A 23141-nucleotide genomic window follows, 5' to 3' on the forward strand; every position below is an offset into this window, starting at 1 on the left:
CTCCTTAATCCAGTCGCCGTTTGGTTTTCAGCCATGTCAGGCCGATAAACATCACCGCCGACGCCAGCAAAAACAGCGTATTTACAATCAGCACCACCGGGATATTGCCAGCCAGAAACAGGCTTTGTAGGGTGCTGACGAAATAGCGCGCCGGAATAATCCACGTTACCGCGCGGATCACCGCCGGCATGCTGTCGATCTGAAAGATAAAGCCCGACAGCATAATCGACGGCAGAAACGCGGCGTTGAGCGCCACCTGCGCGGCGTTAAACTGGTTGCGGGTCACGGTGGAGATAAGCAGCCCCATCCCCAGCGTGCTGAGCAAAAACAGGCTGCTGATAAAAAACAGCAGGATCAGCGAGCCCCGGTAGGGCACGCCGAGGATAAACACCGAGACCAGCATGCAGAGCAGCATCGCCAGCATGCCGAGGAAGTAGTAGGGGATCAGCTTGCAGAGCAGCAGCTCTACGCGGGTCACCTCCGTCGAGAGCAGGGCCTCCATGGTGCCACGCTCCCATTCGCGGGCGATCACCAGCGAGGTCAGGATGGCCCCGATCACCGTCATAATGATGGTCACCGCGCCAGGGATAATAAAGTGCTGGCTGATGGCGGCGGGGTTAAACCAGTAGCGGGTCTGGACGTCGATCAGCGGCTCAAACGTTTCGCCCCGATCTTCCGCCCGCTGCATCTGCCACAGCTGCCAGATCCCCTCCGTGTAGCCCTGCACGAAGTTGGCGGTGTTCGGCTCGCTGCCGTCGGTAATCACCTGAATGGGAGCATCAACGCCAGGGCGTGCCATGTTGGCGGCGAAATCCACCGGGATCACCACCATGCCGCGTATGCGTCCGGCCTGCATTTTGGCAATTAATTCCTGACGGCTGTCGCTGATAGTGGCATCAATATAGGGTGAGCCGGTCATGGCGTGAGCGAAGTCCAGCGCCTCTTCGCTGCGCTGCTCCAGCAGGATCCCAACCCGCAGACGGCTGGAGTCGAGATTAATGCCGTAGCCGAAAATAAACAGCAGCAGGAGCGGGATCAGCACTGCAATCAGCCAGCTGCTGGGGTCGCGGACGATCTGCCGCGTCTCTTTAACGCACAGGGCGCGTACCCGCCGCCATGACACTGCGCTAGCGCTCATCGGTATGCTCCTTATCCCAGCGGTTGATCAGCCGAATAAACGCCTGCTCCATGGTCGGGTCCGCCTGTTCAGCGTCTGCGGCCTGGGCTTTCAGATCGTCCGGCGTGCCATGGGCGATCAGCTTCCCGCGATAGACCAGCCCGATGCGGTCGCAATACTCTGCCTCATCCATAAAGTGGGTGGTCACCATCACGGTAACACCTTTCTCTACCATGCTGTTGATATGCAGCCAGAACTCGCGGCGGGTAAGGGGATCGACGCCGGAAGTCGGCTCGTCAAGAAACAGGATGTCCGGCTCGTGCATCAGCGAGCAGGCCAGCGCCAGCCGCTGCTTGAAGCCCAGCGGCAGGGCGTCGGTGGCGTGGGAGGCGATGCTGGTCAGGCTAAACGCCTCGCTCATGCGGGCGATCTTCTCGTTCTGCGCCCGCCCGCGCAGGCCGTAGACCCCGGAGAAGAAGCGCAGGTTCTGCTCCACGGTGAGGTTGCCGTAGAGAGAGAACTTCTGCGCCATATAGCCCAGCCGCTGGCGGGCTTTGCCAGAGCTGACCTTGAGATCCATGCCCAGCACCAGCGCCTTACCGGCGGTGGGAACCAGCAGGCCGCACATCATCTTAAAGGTGGTGGATTTGCCTGCACCGTTTGGTCCCAGCAGGCCGAAGATCTCGCCGCGCTTCACGGCAAAATCGACGTTATCCGTCGCCGCAAAATCCCCAAATTTTTTGGTCAGCGATTTTGCCTCAATCACCGTCTCCTCCGGCGATCCCTCCACGGTATGCAGGATCGCCCCGAGCGGTGACTCCTGGGTTCCCGCCCCGCCAAGCAGGTCGATAAACGCATCTTCAAAGCGCGGCGTGGTTTCGGCTATCTCAATCTCCGGCATCCCCTCCGCGCGGCGAATATCCTCTGCGCTGGCCTCTTTCTTGAGGATCAGGCGCACCGAGCGACCCTGGATCATGCCGTCGCTCGCCTGGGGCAGCCTCAGCACCCGCCGCAGCAGCCTGCGGTTGGACTCCTGCGGGCTGTGCAGCAGAAAGCTGCGCCCGGCCATGCTCTGGGTCAGCGTGGTGGGCTGGCCCTGATACAGCAGCTCCCCTTCGTTGAGCAGCAGCACGTCGCGGCACTGCTCGGCTTCATCAAGATAGGAGGTACTCCAGAGGATCAGCATCCCTTCGCCCGCCAGCTCGTGCACCATCTGCCACAGCTCGCGGCGGGAAATCGGATCCACGCCGACGCCGGGTTCATCCAGCAGCAGCACTTTCGGTTCGCCCACCAGGGTGCAGGCCAGGCCCAGCTTCTGCTTCATCCCGCCGGAGAGCTTGCCCGCCAGCCGGTTAGTAAAGGGACCGAGGGCGGTAAATTCCAGCAGCCGGGCAAAGGTTTTCTGCCGCGTCTCACCCACCACGCTGCGCAGATCGGCATACAGGGTCAGGTTCTCCATTACCGTCAGATCCTCATACAGGCCGAACTTCTGCGGCATATAGCCCAGCGAGGCGTGCAGGGCGCGATCGTCGTGAATGGGATCGAGACCCAGCACGCGGGCGCTCCCCGCGTCGGGCTTGAGCAGCCCGGCAAGCATACGCATCAGCGTGGTTTTACCCGCCCCGTCGGGACCAACCAGCCCGGTGACGTACCCGCTCTGGATGGTACAGGTCAGGGGCGCGACGGCGGGCTTCTCCATGCCGGCAAAGCGTTTTACCAGGCCATTAAGCTGGATCGCCGTGTCACTCATTGCGCTGCCCATCGTTAAACCGAACGGTGATTGGCATCCCCTGGCGCAGGGCGTCATCGGCGTCGGTCACAATAATGCGCAGGCGATAGACCAGATCGGTGCGCAGATCCGGCGTTTCCACGGTTTTCGGCGTGAATTCGGCGGTGGGGGAGACGAAACCTACCTTGCCGTGATATGGCCTGTCCGGGCGGCCGTCGGTATAGAGCAGCAGTTCGCTGCCGGGTTTAGCCCGGCCCAGGTTAGGTTCATCAATATAGGCACGCACCCATACCGGGCGGGTGAGCGACAGGGTCAGCACGGTGCTACCCGCATTGAGCATGCTGCCAGGCTCCACGGCGCGCGTCATCAGCGTGCCGTCAGCAGGCGCGACCAGGGTGGTATCATGCAGATCCAGTTCGGCCTGTGCCAGCTGGGCCTGGGCCTGTTCCAGGCTGGCCTTCGCCTGAGCGATATCCTGCGGGCGATTGCCGGTGCGGTACTGGCTCAGCTTGTCCTCGGCAGATTTCAGCGTCGCCCGGGCCTGATCCCGGGACGAACGAGCGTTTTCCAGATCGTTGGCGGAGATGGTGCGGCTTTTCCATAGCCCCTGCTGGCGGGCATAGAAATTCTGTGCGTAGTCGTAGGCGGCTTTGGCCTGTCGCACCGCCGCCTCGGTCTGGGCGATCTCCTCGTCGCGATAGCCCGCCTGCATCAGGTCGTACTGCGCCTGGGCAACGGCGACGCTCGCTTTGGCCTGCATCAGCGCATTTTCATAGGGCGCTTTATCCAGCGTTCCCAATACCTGACCAGCTTTAATCGCATCCCCTTCGTCAACGGCAAGGGACGCGAGGCGACCGCCCACGCGAAAGCTCATATTGACCGTGCGGATATCGACATTGCCGTAGAGGGTCAAACCGCGCTCCTGCTGGCTTTGATACCACAGCCAGCCGCCGACGGCGGCAGCGATGACAACAACCACCGCCAGCAGGGCGATGACGGGTTTTTTCATGGCTTCAGGCTCCTTTGCGTAAGGCCAACCAGGATCAGATCAAGATGGCAGGCGATAACCTCATTAATCTGCGCGACGCTACTCTCATCAAACTGTGTCCAGCCGGTGCGGAGCAAAATGGTCTCCCGACCCAGACGGAAGGCGAGCACCTGCCCCAGCAGGGCATGAGTATGCAAAATGGTCTGGGTATCAGCGGGATCGCGGCCGGTATAGGCGGCGATAAGCTCGGTCAGATGGGTGTGCATAGGCGCAATGACGCGATCGTGAACCCGCTGATAGGCCGCGGTGGGGGAGAGCTGTTCCCGCGAGATAAACTTGCTCAGGCTCAGCGTATCGTCCTGGGTCAGGAGCTGGATCATATTGCCGCAGGCGTTAAGGATCAGCTGGCGAATAGCATCCCGATCCGGCACCGGGGCGCTAAGCAGCGCGGCGGCGGCCTCCACCATCGGCTGAAACTGGCTGCCAATAAAGTCGGCGATCCAGTCGGCGCAGGCGAGATAGAGATCCTCTTTCGACCCGAAGTAGTAGGGGATTGCCGCGATGTTCTGTCCAGCCTGCGCGGCGATATCGCGGGTCGTGGCGTGCAGACCGTATTCGCCAAACTGGGCAAGGGCGGCGGCAATAAGCTGACGCTTCGCGTTCTCACCTTTCGTTGTGGTCGGGATAGTATTCATAGCGTCGCAAAAAATTAATCAATCGATTGATTAATATTATGTCGGTTTTTTGAGCATGTCTATGCAGCCGGAGAATTATTTTGTTAATGAATGGACACGGGATATTTTATGCGCCGCATCACAAAAGCTGCTACACTGCGCCCCTTCATGACACTGTGGTTTTTGTCATCTGTTTCGTTACCTATCTCCCTGAAAACTACACCTGAAACGGTCGGGGCGGTTCGGAGTTGTTATGTCTTTTGAAGCACTGGGTTTAGACCCTGAGATCCTGCGCGCCGTTGCCGAGCAGGGCTACCGCGAACCTACCCCTATCCAGCAGCAGGCGATCCCCGCCGTGCTGCAGGGGCGCGACCTGATGGCCAGCGCCCAGACCGGTACTGGTAAAACCGCTGGCTTTACCCTGCCACTGTTGCAGCGTCTTATTTCCAGCGAACCCCATGCCAAAGGCCGTCGCCCGGTGCGGGCGCTGATCCTCACCCCAACCCGCGAGCTGGCGGCCCAGGTGGGTGAGAACGTGCGGGAGTACAGTCAGTACCTCAACGTGCGTTCGCTGGTGGTTTTCGGTGGCGTGAGTATTAACCCACAGATGATGAAGCTGCGCGGCGGCGTTGATGTGCTGGTCGCTACCCCAGGCCGTCTGCTGGATCTGGAGCACCAGAACGCCGTTAAGCTCGACGGCATTGAGATCCTGGTGCTGGACGAAGCTGACCGCATGCTCGACATGGGCTTTATCCACGATATTCGCCGCGTGCTGGCGAAGCTGCCGGCCAAGCGCCAGAACCTGCTCTTCTCTGCGACCTTCTCGGATGAGATCAAAACCCTGGCGGAGAAGCTGCTGCATAACCCGCTGGAGATCGAAGTGGCGCGTCGCAACACCGCTTCCGAGCAGGTCACTCAGCATGTGCACTTTGTTGATAAGAAACGCAAGCGCGAGCTGCTGTCGCAGATGATCGGCGAGGGTAACTGGCAGCAGGTGCTGGTCTTCACCCGCACCAAGCACGGTGCCAACCACCTCGCAGAGCAGCTGAATAAAGACGGTATTCGCAGCGCCGCGATCCACGGTAACAAGAGCCAGGGTGCACGTACTCGCGCGCTGGACGATTTCAAATCCGGCGACATCCGCGTGCTGGTGGCAACCGATATTGCGGCTCGTGGTCTGGATATTGAAGAGCTGCCGCACGTGGTTAACTACGAGTTGCCGAACGTGCCGGAAGACTATGTGCACCGCATCGGTCGTACCGGCCGTGCCGCGGCTACCGGTGAAGCGCTGTCGCTGGTCTGCGTCGATGAGCACAAGCTGCTGCGTGACATCGAGCGCCTGCTGAAAAAAGAGATCCCACGCATTGCCCTGCCGGGCTATGAGCCGGACGCCTCTATCAAAGCCGAGCCGATCCAAAACGGTCGCCAGCAGCGTGGCGGCGGCGGCGGTGGACGCGGACAGGGCGGCGGTCGTGGTCAGCAGCAGCCGCGCCGTAATGAAGGACGCAGCGAAGGTCGCAGCGAAGGTGGTGCGCCGAAATCAAGCCAGCCGCGCCGCAGCGGCGATGCGAAACCCGCCGGGGAGCAGGCGCGCCGTCGCCGTCCGCGTAAACCCGCGGCATCGCAGTAATAATCCTGAAGCCCGGCCGCAAAGCCGGGCTTTTCTTTTGCCGCAGACCGGCGATCGTGAGACAATAGTGGCTGTTTATACAGTATTTCAGGTCTCCCGATGGCTCTTTCCGCCGCGCTGAAAGCGCAGATTGCCGCCTGGTATAAGGCGCTACAGCAACAGATCCCCGACTTTATTCCGCGCGCACCGCAGCGGCAGATGATTGCTGACGTCGCCAAAACCCTAGCTGGGGAAGAGGGGCGGCATCTGGCCATTGAGGCGCCCACCGGCGTCGGCAAAACGCTCTCCTATCTTATTCCCGGCATCGCCATCGCTCGCGAAGAGCAGAAGACGCTGGTGATCAGCACCGCCAACGTGGCGTTACAGGATCAGATCTTCAGTAAAGATCTGCCTCTGCTGAAGAAGATCATCCCCGATCTGCGCTTTACCGCCGCCTTTGGCCGCGGGCGCTACGTCTGTCCGCGCAATCTGACGGCCCTTGCCAGCAGCGAGGCTACCCAGCAGGATCTGCTGGCCTTTCTCGACGACGAGCTGACGCCGAACAGCAAAGAGGAGCAGCAGCGCTGCGCCAAACTCAAGGCCGATCTCGACAGCTACCGCTGGGACGGCCTGCGCGATCACACCGATCAGAACATTGAAGATAACCTGTGGCGGCGGCTCAGCACCGACAAAGCCAGCTGCCTGAACCGCAACTGCCACTACTACCGCGAGTGTCCGTTTTTTGTCGCCCGCCGGGAGGTGCAGGAGGTCGAAGTCGTGGTGGCCAACCACGCCTTAGTCATGGCGGCGATGGAGTCCGAAGCGGTGCTGCCGGAGCCGAAAAACCTGCTGCTGGTGCTGGACGAGGGCCATCATCTGCCGGACGTCGCCCGCGACGCGCTGGAGATGAGCGCCGAGATCACCGCCCCCTGGTATCGACTCCAGCTCGATCTCTTTACCAAGCTGGTGGCGACCTGCATGGAGCAGTTTCGTCCGAAGACCACGCCGCCGCTGGCGCTGCCGGAGCGGCTCAACGCCCACTGCGAAGAGCTGTATGAGCTTATCGCCTCGCTGAATTCTATCCTCGGGCTCTACATGCCTGCCGGCACCGAGGCAGAGCATCGCTTTGCCATGGGCGAGCTGCCTGACGAAGTGATGGAGATCTGCCTGCGGCTGGCGAAGCTGACCGAGATGTTGCGTGGGCTGGCAGAGCTGTTCTTAAACGATCTCAGCGAAAAGACCGGCCAGCACGATATCGTCCGCCTGCACCGGGTCATTTTACAGATGAACCGCGCCCTGGGTATGTTCGAGAGCCAGAGCAAGCTGTGGCGACTGGCCTCGATGGCCCAGGCGTCGGGCGCGCCGGTGACCAAGTGGGCCACACGTGAGCTGGTTGAGGGGCAGATGCACCTCTTTTTCCACTGCGTCGGTATTCGCGTCAGCGACCAGCTGGAGAAGCTGCTGTGGCGCAGCGTGCCGCATATCGTCGTGACCTCGGCCACCTTACGCTCCCTGAACAGCTTCTCCCGTTTGCAGGAGATGAGCGGCCTGAAAGAGAAGGCCGGGGATCGCTTTGTGACCCTCGACTCGCCCTTTAACCACATTGAGCAGGGCCAGCTTGTGATCCCGCAGATGCGCTACGAGCCGCTGATGGAGCATGAAGAGAAGCACATCGCCGAAATGGCGGCCTACTTCCGCGAGCAGGTTGAGAAAAAAGTGCACCCCGGCATGCTGGTACTGTTTGCCAGCAATCGCGCTATGCAGCTCTTTCTGACCTTTGTCACCGATCTGCGCCTGATGCTGCTGGTGCAGGGGGATCAGCCCCGCTACCGGCTGGTGGAGCTACACCGCAAGCGCATCGACGAGGGCGGGCGCAGCGTGCTGGTCGGGCTCCAGTCGTTTGCCGAGGGGCTGGATCTGAAAGGGGACTACCTGACCCAGGTACACATCCACAAGATCGCCTTTCCGCCTATCGACAGCCCGGTAGTGATCACCGAAGGTGAGTGGCTGAAGAGCCTCAACCGCTACCCGTTTGAGGTGCAGAGTCTGCCGAGCGCCTCCTTTAACCTGATCCAGCAGGTGGGACGGCTGATCCGTAGCCACAGCTGCCGGGGCGAAGTGGTGATCTACGACCGGCGGCTGCTCTCGAAAGGCTATGGAAAACGGCTGCTCGACGCCCTGCCTGTTTTTCCTATTTCCCAACCGGACGTGCCTGACGTTATAGTAAAAAGTAAACCAAAACAGAATCGTCGTCGGCGACGCTGACCATCACCTATGACGCAAGGAGTTAGCTATGGATTTCCGCCACATCATCAAAGAGGTTGGGCGCGGTAAAAATCACGCCCGCGATCTGGATTTTGATACCGCACGCGCGTTATACACCCACATGTTGAACGGCGAAGTAGCGGATCTGGAGATGGGCGGGATCCTGATCGCCCTGCGCATTAAAGGTGAGGGCGAGGCGGAGATGCTGGGCTTCTACGAGGCGATGCAGGCCCAGACCATGCGCCTGACGCCGCCGGTGGCGAAGCCGATGCCCATCGTCATTCCCAGCTATAACGGCGCGCGCAGGCAGGCGAACCTGACCCCGCTGCTGGCGATGCTGCTACAGCGGCTGGGTTTTCCGGTGCTGGTTCACGGCGTGAGCGAGGATCGCGATCGCGTGATCTCGGAAACCATTTTTACCCTGCTGGGTATTGAGCCGACCCTGACCGCCGGGCAGGCGCAGGCGAAGCTGGAGGGGCGTAACCCGGTGTACGTGCCCGTTAGCGCGCTCTGTCCGCCGCTGGAGAAACAGCTGGATATGCGCTGGCGCATGGGAGTGCGTAACAGCGCCCACACCCTGGCCAAGCTGGCAACGCCCTTTGCTGAGGACGCCGCGCTGCGCCTCTCCAGCGTCTCCCATCCTGAATACGTCACGCGGGTAGCGAAGTTCTTTGGCGATATCGGCGGGCGCGGGCTGCTGATGCACGGCACGGAGGGGGAGGTGTATGCCAATCCCCAGCGCTGCCCACAGCTCACGCTGATTGATGCCCAGGGCACGCGCGTCTTAAGCGAGCGGCAAGATGAAACGGCGCTCCAGCCTGTGCTGCCCGCCAGCAAAGATCCCGAGGTGACCGCCCGCTGGACAGAGCGCTGCCTGGTCGGCAGCGAGCCGGTGCCGGAATCGCTGAAGCGTCAGATCGCCTGCTGTTTTGTGGGAACGGGGCAAGTAGAAACCCTGGAAGAGGGTCTGGCACGGGTAGCGAGCGCTTTTTAATAAACCGCGGGCAAAAAAAAGCCCGTCCAAACCGGACGGGCAACAAGGGTAACAACAAACAGGGTCAATGCAGTAATAATGAGGGGTAATACAACCCGCCGATGATGAGCCAGCGGGGCAGACACGGTAAGGCGATTACTGATAGATAACCGCAGTACCGCTCATTTTGTTGTAGGCGTTAGCAGAGGTGATGCTATAGCCTTTTGCGCCTGCGGCAGCGGCTTTCTCAGCCAGCTGTGCTTCCAGGCCATCCAGCGTAGTCGCGCCCTGCGCAGTCACAACGCCCATTTTGTGCATGCTCTGCGCCTGCTCAGCGGTCACCGGCTGGGCAGCGAATGCGCCGAAGGAGAGGGTAGTCAGGGCCAGAGCAGCAACAGCATATTTAATGGTTTTCACGGTTCGATTCTCGCAGTTTATTCTGTATGGGGGACGATGTTCCGTCGATGTGATGAGTATCACGTTTTTTTGCGAGAGATTAAATCGAATAGAATTGACGACCTTCATCTAAAATTTTGAACGATCGTTAATATATTGAAAACGAATGATTTTTAACAAGAATTATTCAAGTGAAAGCGAACCGTCGCCGTGCCGCTGCGTTAGCGGCACGAAATGCCACTTCTTTCCCTGTTTTTTGTGATGCGGATAGCAACCGCTTGCCCTGGGCTAACCCCTGTTCTGTGGTCAACGAAGCTGGCTGTCTTTCGAACCCCTACGGTTATATCCTGAAAACGAGGCATTTTTCAAATCTTTCTTCTGCTGGCACGCCACGCACAGGCGTACGCCTGGGATCGCTTTGCGGCGCGCTTCGGGAATAGTTGCGCCACACTCATCACACTCGTGCAGGCTCTCACCCTTCGGCAGTTCGCGGCGCGCGCGGGCGACCGCATCGTCAATGGTGCTGTCGATCTGGTCCTGAACAGCACCGTCGTTTGCCCAACCTGAAGCCATAGCGCTCTCCTTAGTGAGAAGTATGACTTAAGTTTAGACTATCTCCCGGCTTCCTCACGCAGCCACTGCTGGAGCAGCTTACCCTCGTGGGTCATCTCCACGTCCTGGCGCACGCAGAGGTAGTAGTCGCGACCGTCGTCAATGGGCAGGTCGAAGATCTTCACCAGCTCGCCGGTTTGCAGATAGGGCAGGATCATCGGCTCACGCATCAGGGCGCAGCCCAGACCGGCCTGCACGGCGGCCAGGGTCAGCAGCCCATCTTCAAACATCGCCCCGTCCCGGCGCACCCGCTTCACCTGCTGCTCGCTAAACCACTGCGTCCAGGTGGCGCGCTCTTCGTCGTGCAGGAGCGGCATCTGCGCCAGCTGCGTAGGCGTCTCGATGTAGCCATGCAGACGAATAAACTCCCGGCTGCATACCGGGATCATGCGCCCGGAGATCAGCTTCTCGCTGCGGTAGCCCACCCACTGCCCGGTACCAAAGCGGATCGACATATCCGAAGCGTCGCTCAGATAGTTGCGATGGTTGGCGTAGACCACGTTGATCTCCATCTGGGCGTGGGCCTGGATAAAGCGCGGCAGGCGGGGAATAAACCAGCCCATGCCGAAGAGCGGGATCAGGCTGATCGTCACCTGACGCGAGCGGCCCTGCTCAAACAGCTGACCGGTGGCCTGGCGCAGCACGCTAAAGGCGGCGCGTATCGAGCGGTAATACTCGCGCCCCTCGCTGCTGAGGACCAGATGGCGTCCCTGACGATGGGTCAGCGGAAGCTGGAGAAAGCTTTCCAGCACCTTGAGCTGGTGGCTGACCGCCGAGGGAGAGACGTTCAGCTCCTCCGCGGCGGCGGAGACGCTGCCCAGCCGGGCGATGGCCTCAAACGCCCGTACCGCACGCAGGGGCGGATCGTCCGCCAGCCCGCTTTCACCTGACTCTTCTGTTTTTTTCATATGTTGAAGCAAACCCTGTCTGATTCCTAAAAAACGTTTTTATTTTATAATTGAATATCAGTAAGTTAATGAAATACGCTTTTATAATAAGAAAGAATATATCCGTATTTCAAAATTAAATTCAATTGTTGGATGCTTACGCTGAAAAAATTCTCAGCAGGCACGTATTGTGGACACACTAATTCAGCAATTGATCAACGGTATGATGCTGGGCAGCATCTATGGCCTGATTGCCCTCGGCTATACCATGGTGTATGGCATTCTGCGCATCATCAACTTTGCCCACGGCGACATCTTAATGGTCGGCGCGCTTACCACCCTTTCAGGGATCACTCTTCTCTCCCAGTGGTTTCCCGGCATGAACCTGCTGGTGCAGCTCACCCTTGCCCTGCTGGCGGCGATGGTGGTCTGCGCGCTGCTGGCGATGGCGGTAGAGCGTTTTGCCTATCGTCGCCTGCGCAACGCGCCCCGGCTGGCCCCGCTGATCAGCGGGATCGGCATCTCAGTGCTGCTGCAAACCGTCGCCATGCTGATCTGGAGCCGTAACCCGCTGATGTTTCCGCAGATCCTGCCTATGGATCCCATTGCGATCACTGCGGGCAGCGCCGAGCATCCGCCCGCGATTATCACCGTGACCGGTATAGTGACTCTGGCCGTCACCTTTCTGGTCATGTTTGGCCTGTGGCTGCTGGTGGAGTACAGCCGTCTGGGGCGCGGGATGCGCGCCGTCGCGGAAAACCCGCAGGTTGCCAGCCTGATGGGCGTCTCACCCAACCGGATTATCACCCTGACCTTCGCTATCGGCGGCGCGTTTGCCGCCCTGGCGGGGGTAATGATGGCCAGCAACTACGGCAGTGCCAGCTTCTCTATGGGCTTCCTGCCGGGCATCAAAGCTTTTACCGCCGCGGTGCTGGGAGGTATCGGCAACATTCGCGGTGCCATGCTGGGTGGGATCCTGCTCGGGCTGATCGAGGCGCTGGGCGCTGGCTACCTGGGCGATCTCACCGGCGGCGCGTTCAGCAGTAACTATCAGGACATTCTGGCGTTTATCGTGCTGATCCTGGTGTTGGTTTTCCGTCCCGCTGGCCTGTTAGGCGAGCGGGTTGCACAGCGTGCCTGAGGATCCTATGACTATTTTAACCTCCGAACGCAGCGCACCGCGTCTTAACCTTGGCATTATTCTGCTGGTGGCCGGACTGCTGCTTGCGCCGTGGCTGGCCTCTGCCGCCGGTGGCAACTACTGGGTGCGGGTGATCGACTTTACCCTGCTCTACATCATGCTCGCCCTGGGACTGAATATTGTGGTCGGCTTTACCGGTCTGCTGGATATGGGTTTTATCGCCTTCTACGCTGTCGGGGCCTACCTTGCGGCGCTGCTCGCTTCCCCGCACCTGCTCGATGCCTTCCCGGTATTGCAGGGCTACTTTAGCGATGGGCTGCACGTCTCCTACGGGGTACTAATCCCGCTGGCGGCCTTCATTGCCGGGATCTGCGGCATCCTGCTCGGCGCGCCGACCCTGCGCCTGCGCGGGGACTATCTGGCGATTGTGACTCTCGGCTTCGGGGAGATTATCCGCATCCTGATGCGCAACCTCGATCGCCCGGTCAATATTACCAACGGCGCGAAGGGCATCTCGGGTATCGACTCCCTGAGCCTGTTTGGCCTGCAATTCCGCGGCGTCTACCACCTGCTGGGGGTGAAAATTCCCGCGCTCTATCTCTGGTACTACCTGTTTGCCGCGCTGATTGTGGCGATCGTCTTTATCTGTATCCGTCTGCAACGCTCCAGGGTAGGGCGGGCCTGGCACGCCATCCGCGAGGATGAGGACGTGGCGCGGGCGATGGGCATCAACGTGCGCAACTTTAAGCTGCTGGCCTTCGCAATGGGCGCTTCTTTTGGCGGCGTCGCCGGGGTGATGTTTGCTTCATTCCAGGGCTTCGTCTCCCCGGAATCCTTTACGTTGCAGGAGTCCATCGTCGTGCTGGCGATGGTGGTGCTGGGGGGCATCGGCCACGTGCCGGGCGTGATCCTCGGCGCAGTGATGCTCTCGGCGCTGCCGGAGCTGCTGCGCAGCCAGGCCGTGCCGGTGCAGGAGGCGCTGTTCGGTACCGTGCTGGTGGATCCGGAGATCCTGCGTCAGCTCTTCTACGGCCTGGCGCTGGTGCTGGTGATGATTTTCCGTCCGGGGGGCGTCTGGCCCGCTAAACACGCGGGGGTAAAAGCATGAGCTTGTTAACGATCCGTAATCTGAACAAACGCTTCGGCGGCCTGGTGGCGGTCAACGACGTCAGCCTGTCGGTGAAGGCGGGGGAGATCTACGGCCTGATTGGCCCCAACGGCGCGGGCAAAACCACCTGCTTCAACCTGATCACCGGTCTTTATACCGCTGACAGCGGCGAGTTTAGCCTGGCCGATGCGCCTTACTCGCCAAAGGCGATTGAGAAAGTGACCCAGGCGGGCATCGCCCGCACCTTCCAGAACCTGCGCCTGTTTAACGACATGAGCGTGCTGGAGAACGTGATGATCGGTCGCCACGTCCGCACCCGCAACGGTCTGTGGGCCGCCATTACCCGGCATAAGCGGGCGAGGGAGGAGGAGGCCGAGACCGAGCGCCAGGCCTGGTACTGGCTGGAGTATACCGGCATTGCCCAGTTTGCCCACTACCGCGCCTGCGATCTCGCCTATGGCCATCAGCGTCGTCTTGAGATTGCCCGCGCGCTGGCAACCGACCCTAAGCTGCTGGCCCTCGACGAGCCGGCGGCAGGCATGAACGCGGCGGAGAAAGTCGCCCTCGGCGAGCTGCTGCGCCGTATTCGTGACGATGGCAAAACCATTTTAATTATTGAGCATGACGTGAAGCTGATTATGAGCCTCTGCGACCGCATCAGCGTGTTGGACTACGGCAAAGTGATTGCCGAAGGAGAACCGGAGGCCATTCGTCGCCATCCGGAAGTGATCCGCGCCTATCTGGGAGGAAACGCCCATGTCTGAACCTGTTTTGCAGGTGCGCAACCTCTCCGTGCACTACGGCGGCATCCAGGCCGTTCGCGGGATCGAATTTAGCCTCAACGAAGGTGAGCAGGGCACGCTGCTGGGCGCCAACGGCGCGGGCAAAAGCTCCACCGTGCGGGCCATCGCCGGGCTGCAACCCTACGGCGGGGAGATCTTCTGGCGCGGCAAATCGATTCACCGCCGCGCCCCGCAGGATCTGCTCCGCGACGGGATTGTTCTTGTGCCCGAGGGACGGGGCATCTTCACCCGTATGACGGTAGAGGAGAACCTGCTCATGGGGGCCTGGCAGCGCAAGGGACGCCAGGCGGTGAAGCAGGAGATGGCCCAGCTCTATGCGCGTTTCCCCCGCCTCGGTGAGCGCAAAGATCAGCTGGCCGGGCTGCTCTCCGGCGGCGAACAGCAGCTGCTGGCCCTCGGCCGGGCGCTGCTCAGCCAGCCGCGCCTGCTGATCCTTGACGAGCCGTCGATGGGGCTGGCCCCGATCATGGTCGAAACCATTTTTAAAGAGATTGCCGCCCTGCGTGATGCCGGCGTCACGCTGCTGCTTATTGAGCAGAACGCCCGGCTGGCGCTGGAGGTCACACACCGCGCGTGGGTGATGGACAGCGGCTCTGTCGCCCATCACGGCGACTCTGCTGCACTGCTGGCCGATAACCGAATTCAGGAAATTTATTTAGGCGAAGTTGCCGTTTAAAACACCACCAACATCAGGGAAACAATAATGAAAACTAATCAGCGTAAAACCATGCGATATAAAGTGCTAAGCGCCACGATCGCACTCGCCGCCCTCGGCGGAGCAGCGGTAAATCCGGCCCAGGCCGATGACACCGTGATTATCGGTCTGGCTGGCCCGCTGACCGGCCCGTCGGCGCGTATCGGCAAGGATCTGGAGAACGGCGCGCAACTTGCCATCGACGACGTGAATAAAACCCACCCGACGATTGGCGGCAAAGCGGTGACCTTTAAGTTGCAATCCGAGGACGACCAGTCCGATCCGCGTACCGCCGTCGCTGTGGCTCAGCGCCTGGTCGACAGCGAAGTGGCAGGGGTTGTCGGTCACTGGAACACCGGGACCAGTATTCCGGCGGCGCGTATCTATCACGATGCGGGCATCGCTCAGGTTGCTCCGGTCGCCACCGGTCACGCCTATACCCAGCAGGGTTTTGACACCAGCTTCCGCGTGATGGGCCACGACGATGACGGCGGCGACTACGCGGCAAAATATGCCGTGCAGACGCTGAAGGCGAAGCGCATCGCGGTGATCGACGATCGTACTGCCTTCGGTCAGGGCCTGGCCGACGAGTTTATCAAGTCGCTGGAAGCGCAGGGCATCAAGCCGGTTGACCGCCAGTACGTTGATGAGAAGACCGTGGATTTCAACGCCGTGCTGACCGCCATCCGTAGCAAAAATGCTGACCTGGTCTTCTTCGGCGGCGTGGATAGCCAGGCGGCTCCGCTGGCGCGTCGTCTCAAGCAGCTGGGCATGAAGGCCACGCTGATGGGTGCGGGCGGCTTCGTTAGCCAGACCTTCCTGAGCCTGGCGCAGAAAGAGGGCGAAGGCGTCGTGGCCCTGGAGCCGGGTCTGCCGGTGGATCAGATGCAGGGCGGGAAAGCGTTCGAGCAGGCCTACCAGTCTAAATACCATACCCATATCGAACTTCATGCGCCGTTTGCCTACGACGCCACCCGGGTGCTGATTGCTGCGATGCAGAAAGCCGACTCCGTTGACGCCGGGGACTATCTGCCTGCGTTGCGCGCCATTAACTATACCGGCGTGACCGGCAATATTGCCTTTGACGAGCAGGGCAACCTGAAAAATCCATCCTTTACCGTCTACAAAGTGGTGAACGGTAAGTGGGAACCCCAGACCGTGCTGGGCGGTAGCGCGAAGTAATTTGTGAGGCAATGATGAGCTGTGAGCAAAAACAAGAGCTGGGCATTCTCGCCCGCCGTAAAATTGAAGCTGAAATAATTAAACCTATCTATGAGATCCTGGTGCGTGAGGTGGGTAAAGCCCGCGCCCAGGCGGTGATTGGCGAAGCCATCGAGCAGGCGGCCATCCAGGCCGGGCAGAACTTTGCCGCTGCGGAGCCGAAAAAAGCGGATCTGCGCAGCTTTGTCGATCTGCAATATCTCTGGGAGAAGGATAACGCCCTCGACGTGCGGGTGATTGAGGACGACGGCCAGCGCTACGACTATGACGTGACGCGCTGCCGCTACGCCGAGATGTACCACGAGATGGGGCTCGGCGAGATCGGCCACCTGCTCTCCTGTGCCAGGGATGACAAGTTTATCGTTGGCTACGCGCCGGACGTTGAGCTAACCCGCACCCAGACCATTATGTCCGGCGCGCCGTGCTGCGATTTCCGCTATCGCGTCAAAGACAAGGAGGCGTGATGGCCTCTCCTCTACAGGTTGATAGCGCGCGTCTGTGGCAGACCCTCAACGAGTTTGCCACGCTTGGCGCAACGGCGGGGGGCGGGGTGACCCGGCTGGCGCTGAGCGATGAAGATCGGCGCGGGCGCGACCTGCTCGCCACCTGGGCGCGTGAAGCGGGTTTTAGCTGTGAAGTTGACCGGCTGGGGAATATGTTTATGCGCCGGACGGGCAGCAATCCCCATCTGGCCCCGGTGCTCACCGGCTCACACGGCGACTCCCAGCCGCTGGGCGGCAACTACGACGGTATCTACGGCGTGCTCGCCGGGCTGGAGGCGTTGCGCACCCTTAACGATCGCGGTATCACTACCGAGCGCGACCTCATTCTGGTGAACTGGACCAACGAAGAGGGGGCGCGTTTTGCCCCAGCGATGCTGGCCTCCGGCGTCTGGACGGGCGTATTCAGCGAAGCCTATGCCCTGGCGCGGGAGGATCGCGACGGCATCAGCGTGGGCCAGGCGCTGGCGGCTATCGGCTATCAGGGCCAGCGTCCGGCGGCGGCTATTCCGCTGCATGCCTGCTATGAGCTGCATATTGAGCAGGGGCCGCTGCTCGAGGCAGAGGAGACGGATATCGGCGTGGTTCATGCTGCCATGGGTCAGCGCTGGTACGAGATCAACCTGACCGGCTTTGCTGCCCACGCGGGCACCACGCCAATGGATCTGCGTCGCGACGCCCTGTGTGCCTTTGCCGAGCTGACCCTGGCGGTTGAGGCCATTGGCCGCCGCTTTGCGCCGGACGGGCGCGCCACCGTAGGCAGCGTGCAGGCGACACCTAACTCGCGCAACGTCGTACCGTCAGCGGTCTTCTGCACCGTGGAGTTTCGCCATCCAGAGACTGCTGCGCTGGTGGCAATGGAGGCGGCGCTGATCGAGGCGCTGAACGGGCTGCTGGCCCGCAGTATCGACGTCGCCTGGGAGCGCATCTTTGATTACGCCCCGGTGGACTTTGATAAGCACTGCATCACGCGCATCGAGCAGGCTACCCGCGAGCTGGGCTACTCCCAGCGTCGGATGGTCTCCGGTGCTGGTCACGACGCCTGCTACGTTAACCGCGTGGCACCTACCGCGATGATCTTTATCCCCTGTGAAAAGGGCATCAGCCATAATGAGGCGGAAAATATCACTCCGCAGTGGGCAGAGCGCGGGGCAAACGTGCTGCTCAATACCCTGCTGCTGGCGGCTAACGAACGCTGACAGCCGTTCAGCGCAACGCCCCGTAAAAGTCATAGTGGCTTTTCGGGGCGAGGTGAAGGTAACTCATTTGTAGATGGTTGCCGTGCCGTACATCTGATTTTCACCGCCAGCAGAGTCAATCACAAACCCTTTTGCGCCTTGCTCGCGGGCTTTTTGCGCCAGTTCGTCCTGGAGATCGTCCAGGCTTAGCGCGCCGTGGGCAGAGACCGTGCCCGCCGGGCGCAACGTCCCGGTATCGTCTCTCATTAGCTGCTGTGGTGCGGCAAAGGCGCTGACCGTCATGGCGGAAAACGCCAGGGCGGCAGCCAGTGCCAGATATTTTTTCATATGACATCCTCTAATAGGGGAACCGCAGCTTAAGTTTAGGCGTGGCGAAGAGAGGCTTACGGGCAAAAATTTCGGCAACATGCTGCGCTTTTTTGCATGAATGGCTGTTTACCGCGCTGGCTTCAGGGGGTATCTTACGCCGCTTATTACAGGAGAATGCCATGAATGCCCAGAAGCCGGGGTTACACCCGCGTAACCGTCACCGCAGCCGCTACGATCTCGACGCCCTTTGTATCGACGAACCCAACCTGCGCGGGTTTATTATCGCGACGCCTGCGGGTGAGCCGACGGTGAATTTCGCCGATCCCGAGGCCGTCAAGGCGTTAAACAAAGCGCTGCTGGCGCACTTCTATGGCGTGAAGCACTGGGATATTCCTGACGGTTTTCTCTGCCCGCCGGTGCCGGGGCGCGCGGATTATATCCACCATCTGGCGGATCTGCTGGCCGAAACCAGCGTCGACGGTGCGATCCCACGCCAGACGAGCGTGCTGGATATCGGCACCGGTGCAAACTGCATCTATCCGCTGATTGGCCACCACGAATACGGCTGGCGCTTTACCGGCACCGAGGTAGGTGATGCGGCCTTTGCCAGCGCCCAGGCTATTGTGACTGGCAATCCGGGTCTGACCCGTGCGGTACGCCTGCGTCGGCAGAAAGATCCGGCCGCCATTCTCAACGGCATGATCCACAAGAACGAACAGTACGATGCCACGATGTGCAACCCACCGTTCCATGACTCGGCGGCAGCGGCGCAGGCGGGCAACGACCGCAAGCGGCGCAACCTTGGCCAGAGCGAGGCGAGCGGGCTTAACTTTGGCGGTCAGCAGCAGGAGCTGTGGTGCGAGGGTGGGGAAGTGGCGTTTATCAGCAAGATGATTGCCGAGAGTCAGGCCTTTGGCCGTCAGGTGCTGTGGTTCACCTCGCTGGTGTCACGCGGCGAGAACCTGCCTCCGCTCTATCGCGCTCTGACCGCTGCCGGCGCGGTGAAGGTAGTAAAAAAAGAGATGGCCCAGGGGCAGAAGCAGAGCCGCTTCATTGCCTGGACCTTTTTAGATGAGGCCCAGCGTCGCCGCTGGGCACAGACGCGATTTAAAGCGTAGGTTGCGCAGGGGGCAGGGCCTGTCCGCCCCCTGGCTCTGCGGCCCCCGGCTGCGCGGCCGCTGGGTTAGCCAGCATCTGGTAGGTCTGCACCGGCGGGCGCACATCGGCAAGGTCAAAGTGCTTTTTCACCATGCTGTCGAGAGCAAAGCGCACCGTCCACTGCTTCAGCGGCTGGGTGGTAAAGGTCACCCGCAGCGTGAAGGCGGTGTTGGTCAGACCCACAATGCCCACGAAGGTCGGCTCGCCAATGATCAGCTTGCGGATCTCCTCCTGCTCCATCAGCTCACCCACCGCTGCCTTCAGCGCGTTATTGGCTTTCTCTGCATCCTCATGGCGATCGACATCGTAGTTCGCCACTATCGAACCAATCCCCCGGACAAAGTTGGCAAAGGTAGTAATCGACGACCACGGAATGATGTGGTAGGCCCCGGTATCCTGACGCACCCCGACGGAGCGGATCGACATTCGCTCTACCGTGCCGGTTAGCGGCCCGATGGTGACCAGATCCCCGGTGTTCATCCCGTTCTCAAACTGAATAAAGATCCCGGTGATAATATCTTTTACCAGGGTTTGTGCCCCGAAGGAGATAGCCAGACCCAGTGCCCCGGCCCCGGCCAGCAGCGGGGCGATGTTCACCCCGATCTCGGAGAGCACAATCATCACCGTAATGGTGCTGATCACCACCGCCAGCGCGTTGCGGAACAGGGTGAGCAGGGTGCGAGTACGGGCGCTGGGCAGCGGCCGACCGTGAATATCAGAGGAGAGCCGGTTTTCGATCAGGCTCGCCAGCACCGTCCAGCCCACCGCTGAGAAGAAGAGGATCAGCGCGATACGGATCAGAATATCAACGGTTTTCTCTCCCGCCCCATAGTGCAGCCAGTTCCAGAAATCGAACAGGCCCCACGCGCTGAGCAGCAGCATGATAGCAACAATCACGGTAAGAAAACGCGCCACCTTTAGCGCCGTCGACAGCCAACCGTTGACCCGTTTCTGCAGTTCAGGGTAGTTACGCTGCACCTGAGCGGAGAGGGTGATCCGCTTGGCAATCCAGCGCGACAGCATGCCGGAAACAAAGGCCACAATGCCGATAATCGCCAGGCTACGCACCGTCGCGCCCATCATAAACTTCAGGCTGTTGCCCGGATCGAACAGCGAAAAGAAGAACAGCACCACGAAATAGGCGCAGGCCAGCCAGTGCCAGATCAGTGCAAAGGCGCGAATAAACAGGCTAAAGAAGGCCAGCGAGCGGTCGGCAAGCTGGGTAAGGTGCTCCTGGATCTGCATCTTGTTGTGAAAAATAAGATAGAGCGCCCAGGTGGTGATACAGAGCATGATCAGCACGTTGGCCAGTGCGCCAAACTGGACGTTAACCTGGTTCGAGATAATCGGCACGGCTACCAGCAGCCCATAGCCAATCAGGCTGCTCAGCGCGCTCAGGCGCAGGTGCCAATACTTCGCCGCCTCGTTTTTCATCGAGAAAGGCCGCAGATCGGGGATGTGCGGGCAGAAGATCAGGCGCAGGATCGCTTTGAAGAACTCAATAAGCGCAAAGGCGTTGAGAAACAGGCTCTGCTGAAAGGCAATGGTGCGGTTGCCGCCGTTGAGGTTATCGCTCAGCAGCTGGCCGACAAAGAGGGTGAGCGTAAGCAGCAGCAGGTCGATAATAAATGCCCCGACGATCATCGCGGGCAGCTGTAACCAGTTGGCCCTGTCATGATTCTTACGGCGTCCCCATTTGCCCATCCTGCGGTAGAGCGGGAAGGCGCAGAGGCGCACCAGCCAGTAGAAGACAAAGACCAGCCCGGCAAGCAGCAGGAAGTGCCCGGCGGCGTTGATAAACGTCTGGGGGTTGAAGGTCTTGTGCGGCGAGCCGGTAATGTTGCGGTAGAGCTGGGCAAAGCGCGACGACAGCGCCTGACCGTAGTGTCGGCCAACGTCCTGGACGTTCTCCAGCACCGTCTTCTCTTCGCCGACCTCTTCCGGTGGAACGATGGTCGGTACCGGCTCCGGTGGCGGCGTGGCGGCAACCTTACGCAATTGGCCGATCAGCTCTTCCCGGGAGCTGGTGTTCTCCAGCACGTCCGCCAGCGCGCCGTAGGCGGCTTTCTTCTGCTCCAGATCCGGCTCGGCGGCAGGTGCTGTCTCGCTGGTAGCAGGCGCTGCGGATGTGGAAGTGACGCCAGGGATGCTCGCCGCATGGAGCGGCATGATGAACAGGCTAAGCAGCAGCAGTAACCAAGGCACGGTCTCTCTCCTGAGAAAATAGTGCAAAAAGATAAGTATAGATGCTGCCAGCGCTGCGTCTGGAAATGGGAAGAATCCGGGGAGAAGAAAAAAAACGCTCCCCGAAAGGAGAGCGTTGATAACTCAGGAGACGTGCTGGAGGAACTCTTGCAGACGCGGGCTGGGCGGGTTTTCGATCAGCGCCTGCGGGTTGCCGTCTTCGGCAATGCGGCCCTTATCAATAAAGATCAGCCGCGAGGCAACCTTCTCTGCAAAGCCGATCTCGTGGGTCACGATCACCATCGTCATGCCCTCTTCGGCCAGGTCCTGCATCACCTTCAGCACCTCGTGGCGCAGCTCAGGGTCAAGGGCAGAGGTCGGCTCATCAAACAGCATCATCTTCGGCTTCACCGCCAGCGCACGGGCAATCGCCACGCGCTGCTGCTGGCCGCCGGAGAGTTCAGACGGATAGTGGTGCGCACGCTCAGCCAGACCAACCTTCGCCAGCAGCGCATTCGCCAGCGTCTCCGCCTCGCTTTTACTTGCCCCACGCACGCGCACCGGGCCAAACATCACGTTTTCCAGCGCCGTCAGGTGCGGGAAGAGGTAGAACTGCTGGAACACCATGCCCGCTTCCTGACGAATCAGGCGCTCGTCGACTTTCGGATCGTTGACCTTCAGACCGTCGACGATCAGATCGCCGCTGGTGATCTCTTCCAGCTTGTTGATGCAGCGCAGCAGCGTCGACTTACCGGAGCCGGAAGGGCCAATGATAACCACCACTTCGCCCTGGGTGATGTTCAGGTCGATGTTGTGCAGCACCTGGGTTTTACCAAAGTGCTTGGAGACGTTTTTAAATTCAATCACAGGATTTTCATCCTTCTTTCAAGACGACGCAAAATAAAGCTCAGTACCAGAGTAATGATGAGATAGAACACCGCCACGGCGCTCCAGATCTCCAGTGCACGGAAGTTACCGGCAATAATCTCCTGGCCCTGGCGAGTCAGTTCGGCCACGCCGATAACAATAAACAGCGAGGTATCTTTAATGCTGATGATCCACTGGTTACCCAGCGGCGGCAGCATACGGCGCAGCGCCAGGGGCAGGATCACCCGGCGAATGGTTTCGCGCTTAGAGAGCCCCAGCGCCAGGCCCGCTTCGCTGAAGCCTTTGTGGATCGAGAGCACCGCGCCGCGGGTAATTTCAGCGATGTAGGCCCCGGAGTTGATCATGATGGTGACAACGGCGGCGCTGAATGGGTCGATGCGCAGATCGTTGAAGGCCATCGGCAGGGCGAAGTAGATAAACATCACCTGAACGACGATAGGCGTCCCGCGAATGATCTCGATAAATACCAGTGCAATGTGGTTTGCTATCCAGCCGCCGAAGCTGCGGGCGAAACCGGCTGCAAGGCCGATAAGTAAACCGCCCGCCAGACCGAGGACCGAGATCCACAGGGTCATTTTGACGCCTTCAAACAAAATGGGAATGGCAGGCCAGATGGCACTCCAGTCAAACTGCATGATGAATTCCTGTATACCGTGGTGAAAAACTAAAAATGTAGGCCCGGTAAG

22 protein-coding genes are annotated in these 23141 nt (G+C 60.3%); 11 read left to right on the top strand and 11 right to left on the bottom strand.

Annotated elements, in window-relative coordinates; translation table 11 throughout:
* Window positions 1-4: 4 nt before the first annotated feature.
* From WFN61_RS02110 to cecR, 4 genes are read right to left on the bottom strand one after another with little or no spacing between them, the layout of a single operon-like run.
* Window positions 5-1138: an ABC transporter permease gene (locus tag WFN61_RS02110; protein WP_257756988.1), complete on the bottom strand. Its 1134-nt coding sequence runs from the start codon at window positions 1136-1138 to the stop codon at window positions 5-7.
* Complete coding sequence (locus WFN61_RS02115; RefSeq protein WP_337037423.1) at window positions 1128-2867, bottom strand: ATP-binding cassette domain-containing protein; 1740 nt, start codon at window positions 2865-2867, stop codon at window positions 1128-1130. The genes WFN61_RS02110 and WFN61_RS02115 overlap by 11 nt, the downstream gene beginning before the upstream one ends.
* Complete coding sequence (hlyD, locus tag WFN61_RS02120; protein ID WP_144813342.1) at window positions 2860-3855, bottom strand: secretion protein HlyD; 996 nt, start codon at window positions 3853-3855, stop codon at window positions 2860-2862. The genes WFN61_RS02115 and hlyD overlap by 8 nt, the downstream gene beginning before the upstream one ends.
* A complete protein-coding gene (gene cecR / locus WFN61_RS02125; RefSeq protein ID WP_312174279.1) occupies window positions 3852-4529 on the bottom strand; it encodes a transcriptional regulator CecR in 678 nt (225 codons plus the stop codon). The genes hlyD and cecR overlap by 4 nt, the downstream gene beginning before the upstream one ends.
* Window positions 4530-4761: 232 nt before the next feature.
* On the opposite strand from cecR, the gene rhlE reads away from it, so the two are divergent.
* The 3 genes from rhlE (at window position 4762) to ybiB (ending at window position 9376) form a co-directional block, all read left to right on the top strand.
* Complete coding sequence (gene rhlE / locus WFN61_RS02130) at window positions 4762-6138, top strand: ATP-dependent RNA helicase RhlE (RefSeq protein WP_144813336.1); 1377 nt, start codon at window positions 4762-4764, stop codon at window positions 6136-6138.
* A 99-nt stretch (window positions 6139-6237) separates the two neighbouring features.
* Window positions 6238-8382 carry an ATP-dependent DNA helicase DinG gene (gene dinG / locus WFN61_RS02135; RefSeq protein ID WP_222889961.1) on the top strand — a complete coding sequence of 715 codons (2145 nt, stop codon included), beginning with the start codon at window positions 6238-6240 and terminating at the stop codon, window positions 8380-8382.
* 28 nt (window positions 8383-8410) lie between these two features.
* Entirely contained in the window at window positions 8411-9376 is a 966-nt protein-coding gene (ybiB, locus tag WFN61_RS02140) for a DNA-binding protein YbiB (protein ID WP_144813329.1), read from the top strand.
* Window positions 9377-9511: 135 nt separating this feature from the next.
* Here the strand turns inward: ybiB and ybiJ are convergent, their stop codons facing one another.
* From ybiJ to WFN61_RS02155, 3 genes are all read right to left on the bottom strand, one after another.
* Window positions 9512-9772: a DUF1471 family protein YbiJ gene (gene ybiJ, locus WFN61_RS02145; protein ID WP_042392277.1), complete on the bottom strand. Its 261-nt coding sequence runs from the start codon at window positions 9770-9772 to the stop codon at window positions 9512-9514.
* A 285-nt stretch (window positions 9773-10057) separates the two neighbouring features.
* Entirely contained in the window at window positions 10058-10324 is a 267-nt protein-coding gene (locus WFN61_RS02150) for a DksA/TraR family C4-type zinc finger protein (protein WP_042392278.1), read from the bottom strand.
* Between the two features lie 38 nt (window positions 10325-10362).
* Window positions 10363-11271, bottom strand: a complete 909-nt coding sequence (locus WFN61_RS02155; RefSeq protein ID WP_222889962.1) for a LysR substrate-binding domain-containing protein — start codon at window positions 11269-11271, stop codon at window positions 10363-10365.
* Between the two features lie 169 nt (window positions 11272-11440).
* On the opposite strand from WFN61_RS02155, the gene WFN61_RS02160 reads away from it, so the two are divergent.
* From WFN61_RS02160 to WFN61_RS02190, 7 genes are read left to right on the top strand one after another with little or no spacing between them, the layout of a single operon-like run.
* Complete coding sequence (locus WFN61_RS02160) at window positions 11441-12391, top strand: branched-chain amino acid ABC transporter permease (protein WP_257756999.1); 951 nt, start codon at window positions 11441-11443, stop codon at window positions 12389-12391.
* Between the two features lie 7 nt (window positions 12392-12398).
* A complete protein-coding gene (locus tag WFN61_RS02165; protein WP_144813319.1) occupies window positions 12399-13499 on the top strand; it encodes an ABC transporter permease subunit in 1101 nt (366 codons plus the stop codon).
* Window positions 13496-14263: an ABC transporter ATP-binding protein gene (locus tag WFN61_RS02170; protein WP_238083895.1), complete on the top strand. Its 768-nt coding sequence runs from the start codon at window positions 13496-13498 to the stop codon at window positions 14261-14263. Before WFN61_RS02165 ends, WFN61_RS02170 begins: the two co-directional genes overlap by 4 nt.
* Window positions 14256-14978 carry an ABC transporter ATP-binding protein gene (locus WFN61_RS02175; protein WP_312274511.1) on the top strand — a complete coding sequence of 241 codons (723 nt, stop codon included), beginning with the start codon at window positions 14256-14258 and terminating at the stop codon, window positions 14976-14978. Before WFN61_RS02170 ends, WFN61_RS02175 begins: the two co-directional genes overlap by 8 nt.
* Before the next feature lie 27 nt (window positions 14979-15005).
* A complete protein-coding gene (locus WFN61_RS02180; RefSeq protein WP_222889965.1) occupies window positions 15006-16178 on the top strand; it encodes a branched-chain amino acid ABC transporter substrate-binding protein in 1173 nt (390 codons plus the stop codon).
* A gap of 14 nt (window positions 16179-16192) precedes the next feature.
* Window positions 16193-16681: an L-2-amino-thiazoline-4-carboxylic acid hydrolase gene (locus tag WFN61_RS02185; RefSeq protein ID WP_103819927.1), complete on the top strand. Its 489-nt coding sequence runs from the start codon at window positions 16193-16195 to the stop codon at window positions 16679-16681.
* Window positions 16681-17916 (top strand): Zn-dependent hydrolase, encoded by a 1236-nt coding sequence (locus WFN61_RS02190; RefSeq protein ID WP_337037434.1) that lies wholly within the window; start codon window positions 16681-16683, stop codon window positions 17914-17916. The genes WFN61_RS02185 and WFN61_RS02190 overlap by 1 nt, the downstream gene beginning before the upstream one ends.
* A gap of 63 nt (window positions 17917-17979) precedes the next feature.
* On the opposite strand, the gene mcbA is transcribed toward WFN61_RS02190, so the two are convergent.
* On the bottom strand, window positions 17980-18243 hold the full coding sequence (gene mcbA / locus WFN61_RS02195; RefSeq protein ID WP_257757004.1) for a DUF1471 family periplasmic protein McbA: 264 nt from the start codon (window positions 18241-18243) through the stop codon (window positions 17980-17982).
* 161 nt (window positions 18244-18404) lie between these two features.
* Here mcbA and rlmF point away from each other — a divergent pair, with 161 nt between their 5' ends.
* A complete protein-coding gene (gene rlmF, locus WFN61_RS02200) occupies window positions 18405-19343 on the top strand; it encodes a 23S rRNA (adenine(1618)-N(6))-methyltransferase RlmF (protein ID WP_312235050.1) in 939 nt (312 codons plus the stop codon).
* Here the strand turns inward: rlmF and ybiO are convergent.
* The 3 genes from ybiO to glnP all read right to left on the bottom strand — a co-directional run bounded on the left by ybiO (window position 19333) and on the right by glnP (window position 23090).
* Window positions 19333-21588 (bottom strand): mechanosensitive channel protein, encoded by a 2256-nt coding sequence (gene ybiO, locus WFN61_RS02205; RefSeq protein ID WP_337037436.1) that lies wholly within the window; start codon window positions 21586-21588, stop codon window positions 19333-19335. The genes rlmF and ybiO overlap by 11 nt on opposite strands.
* Before the next feature lie 123 nt (window positions 21589-21711).
* A complete protein-coding gene (glnQ, locus tag WFN61_RS02210) occupies window positions 21712-22434 on the bottom strand; it encodes a glutamine ABC transporter ATP-binding protein GlnQ (RefSeq protein WP_337037438.1) in 723 nt (240 codons plus the stop codon).
* Complete coding sequence (gene glnP, locus WFN61_RS02215; RefSeq protein ID WP_222889971.1) at window positions 22431-23090, bottom strand: glutamine ABC transporter permease GlnP; 660 nt, start codon at window positions 23088-23090, stop codon at window positions 22431-22433. The genes glnQ and glnP overlap by 4 nt, the downstream gene beginning before the upstream one ends.
* Window positions 23091-23141: the final 51 nt, after the last annotated feature.

This window comes from Pseudescherichia sp. AS216 (assembly GCF_037152055.1).
Classification (GTDB): domain Bacteria; phylum Pseudomonadota; class Gammaproteobacteria; order Enterobacterales; family Enterobacteriaceae; genus Pseudescherichia.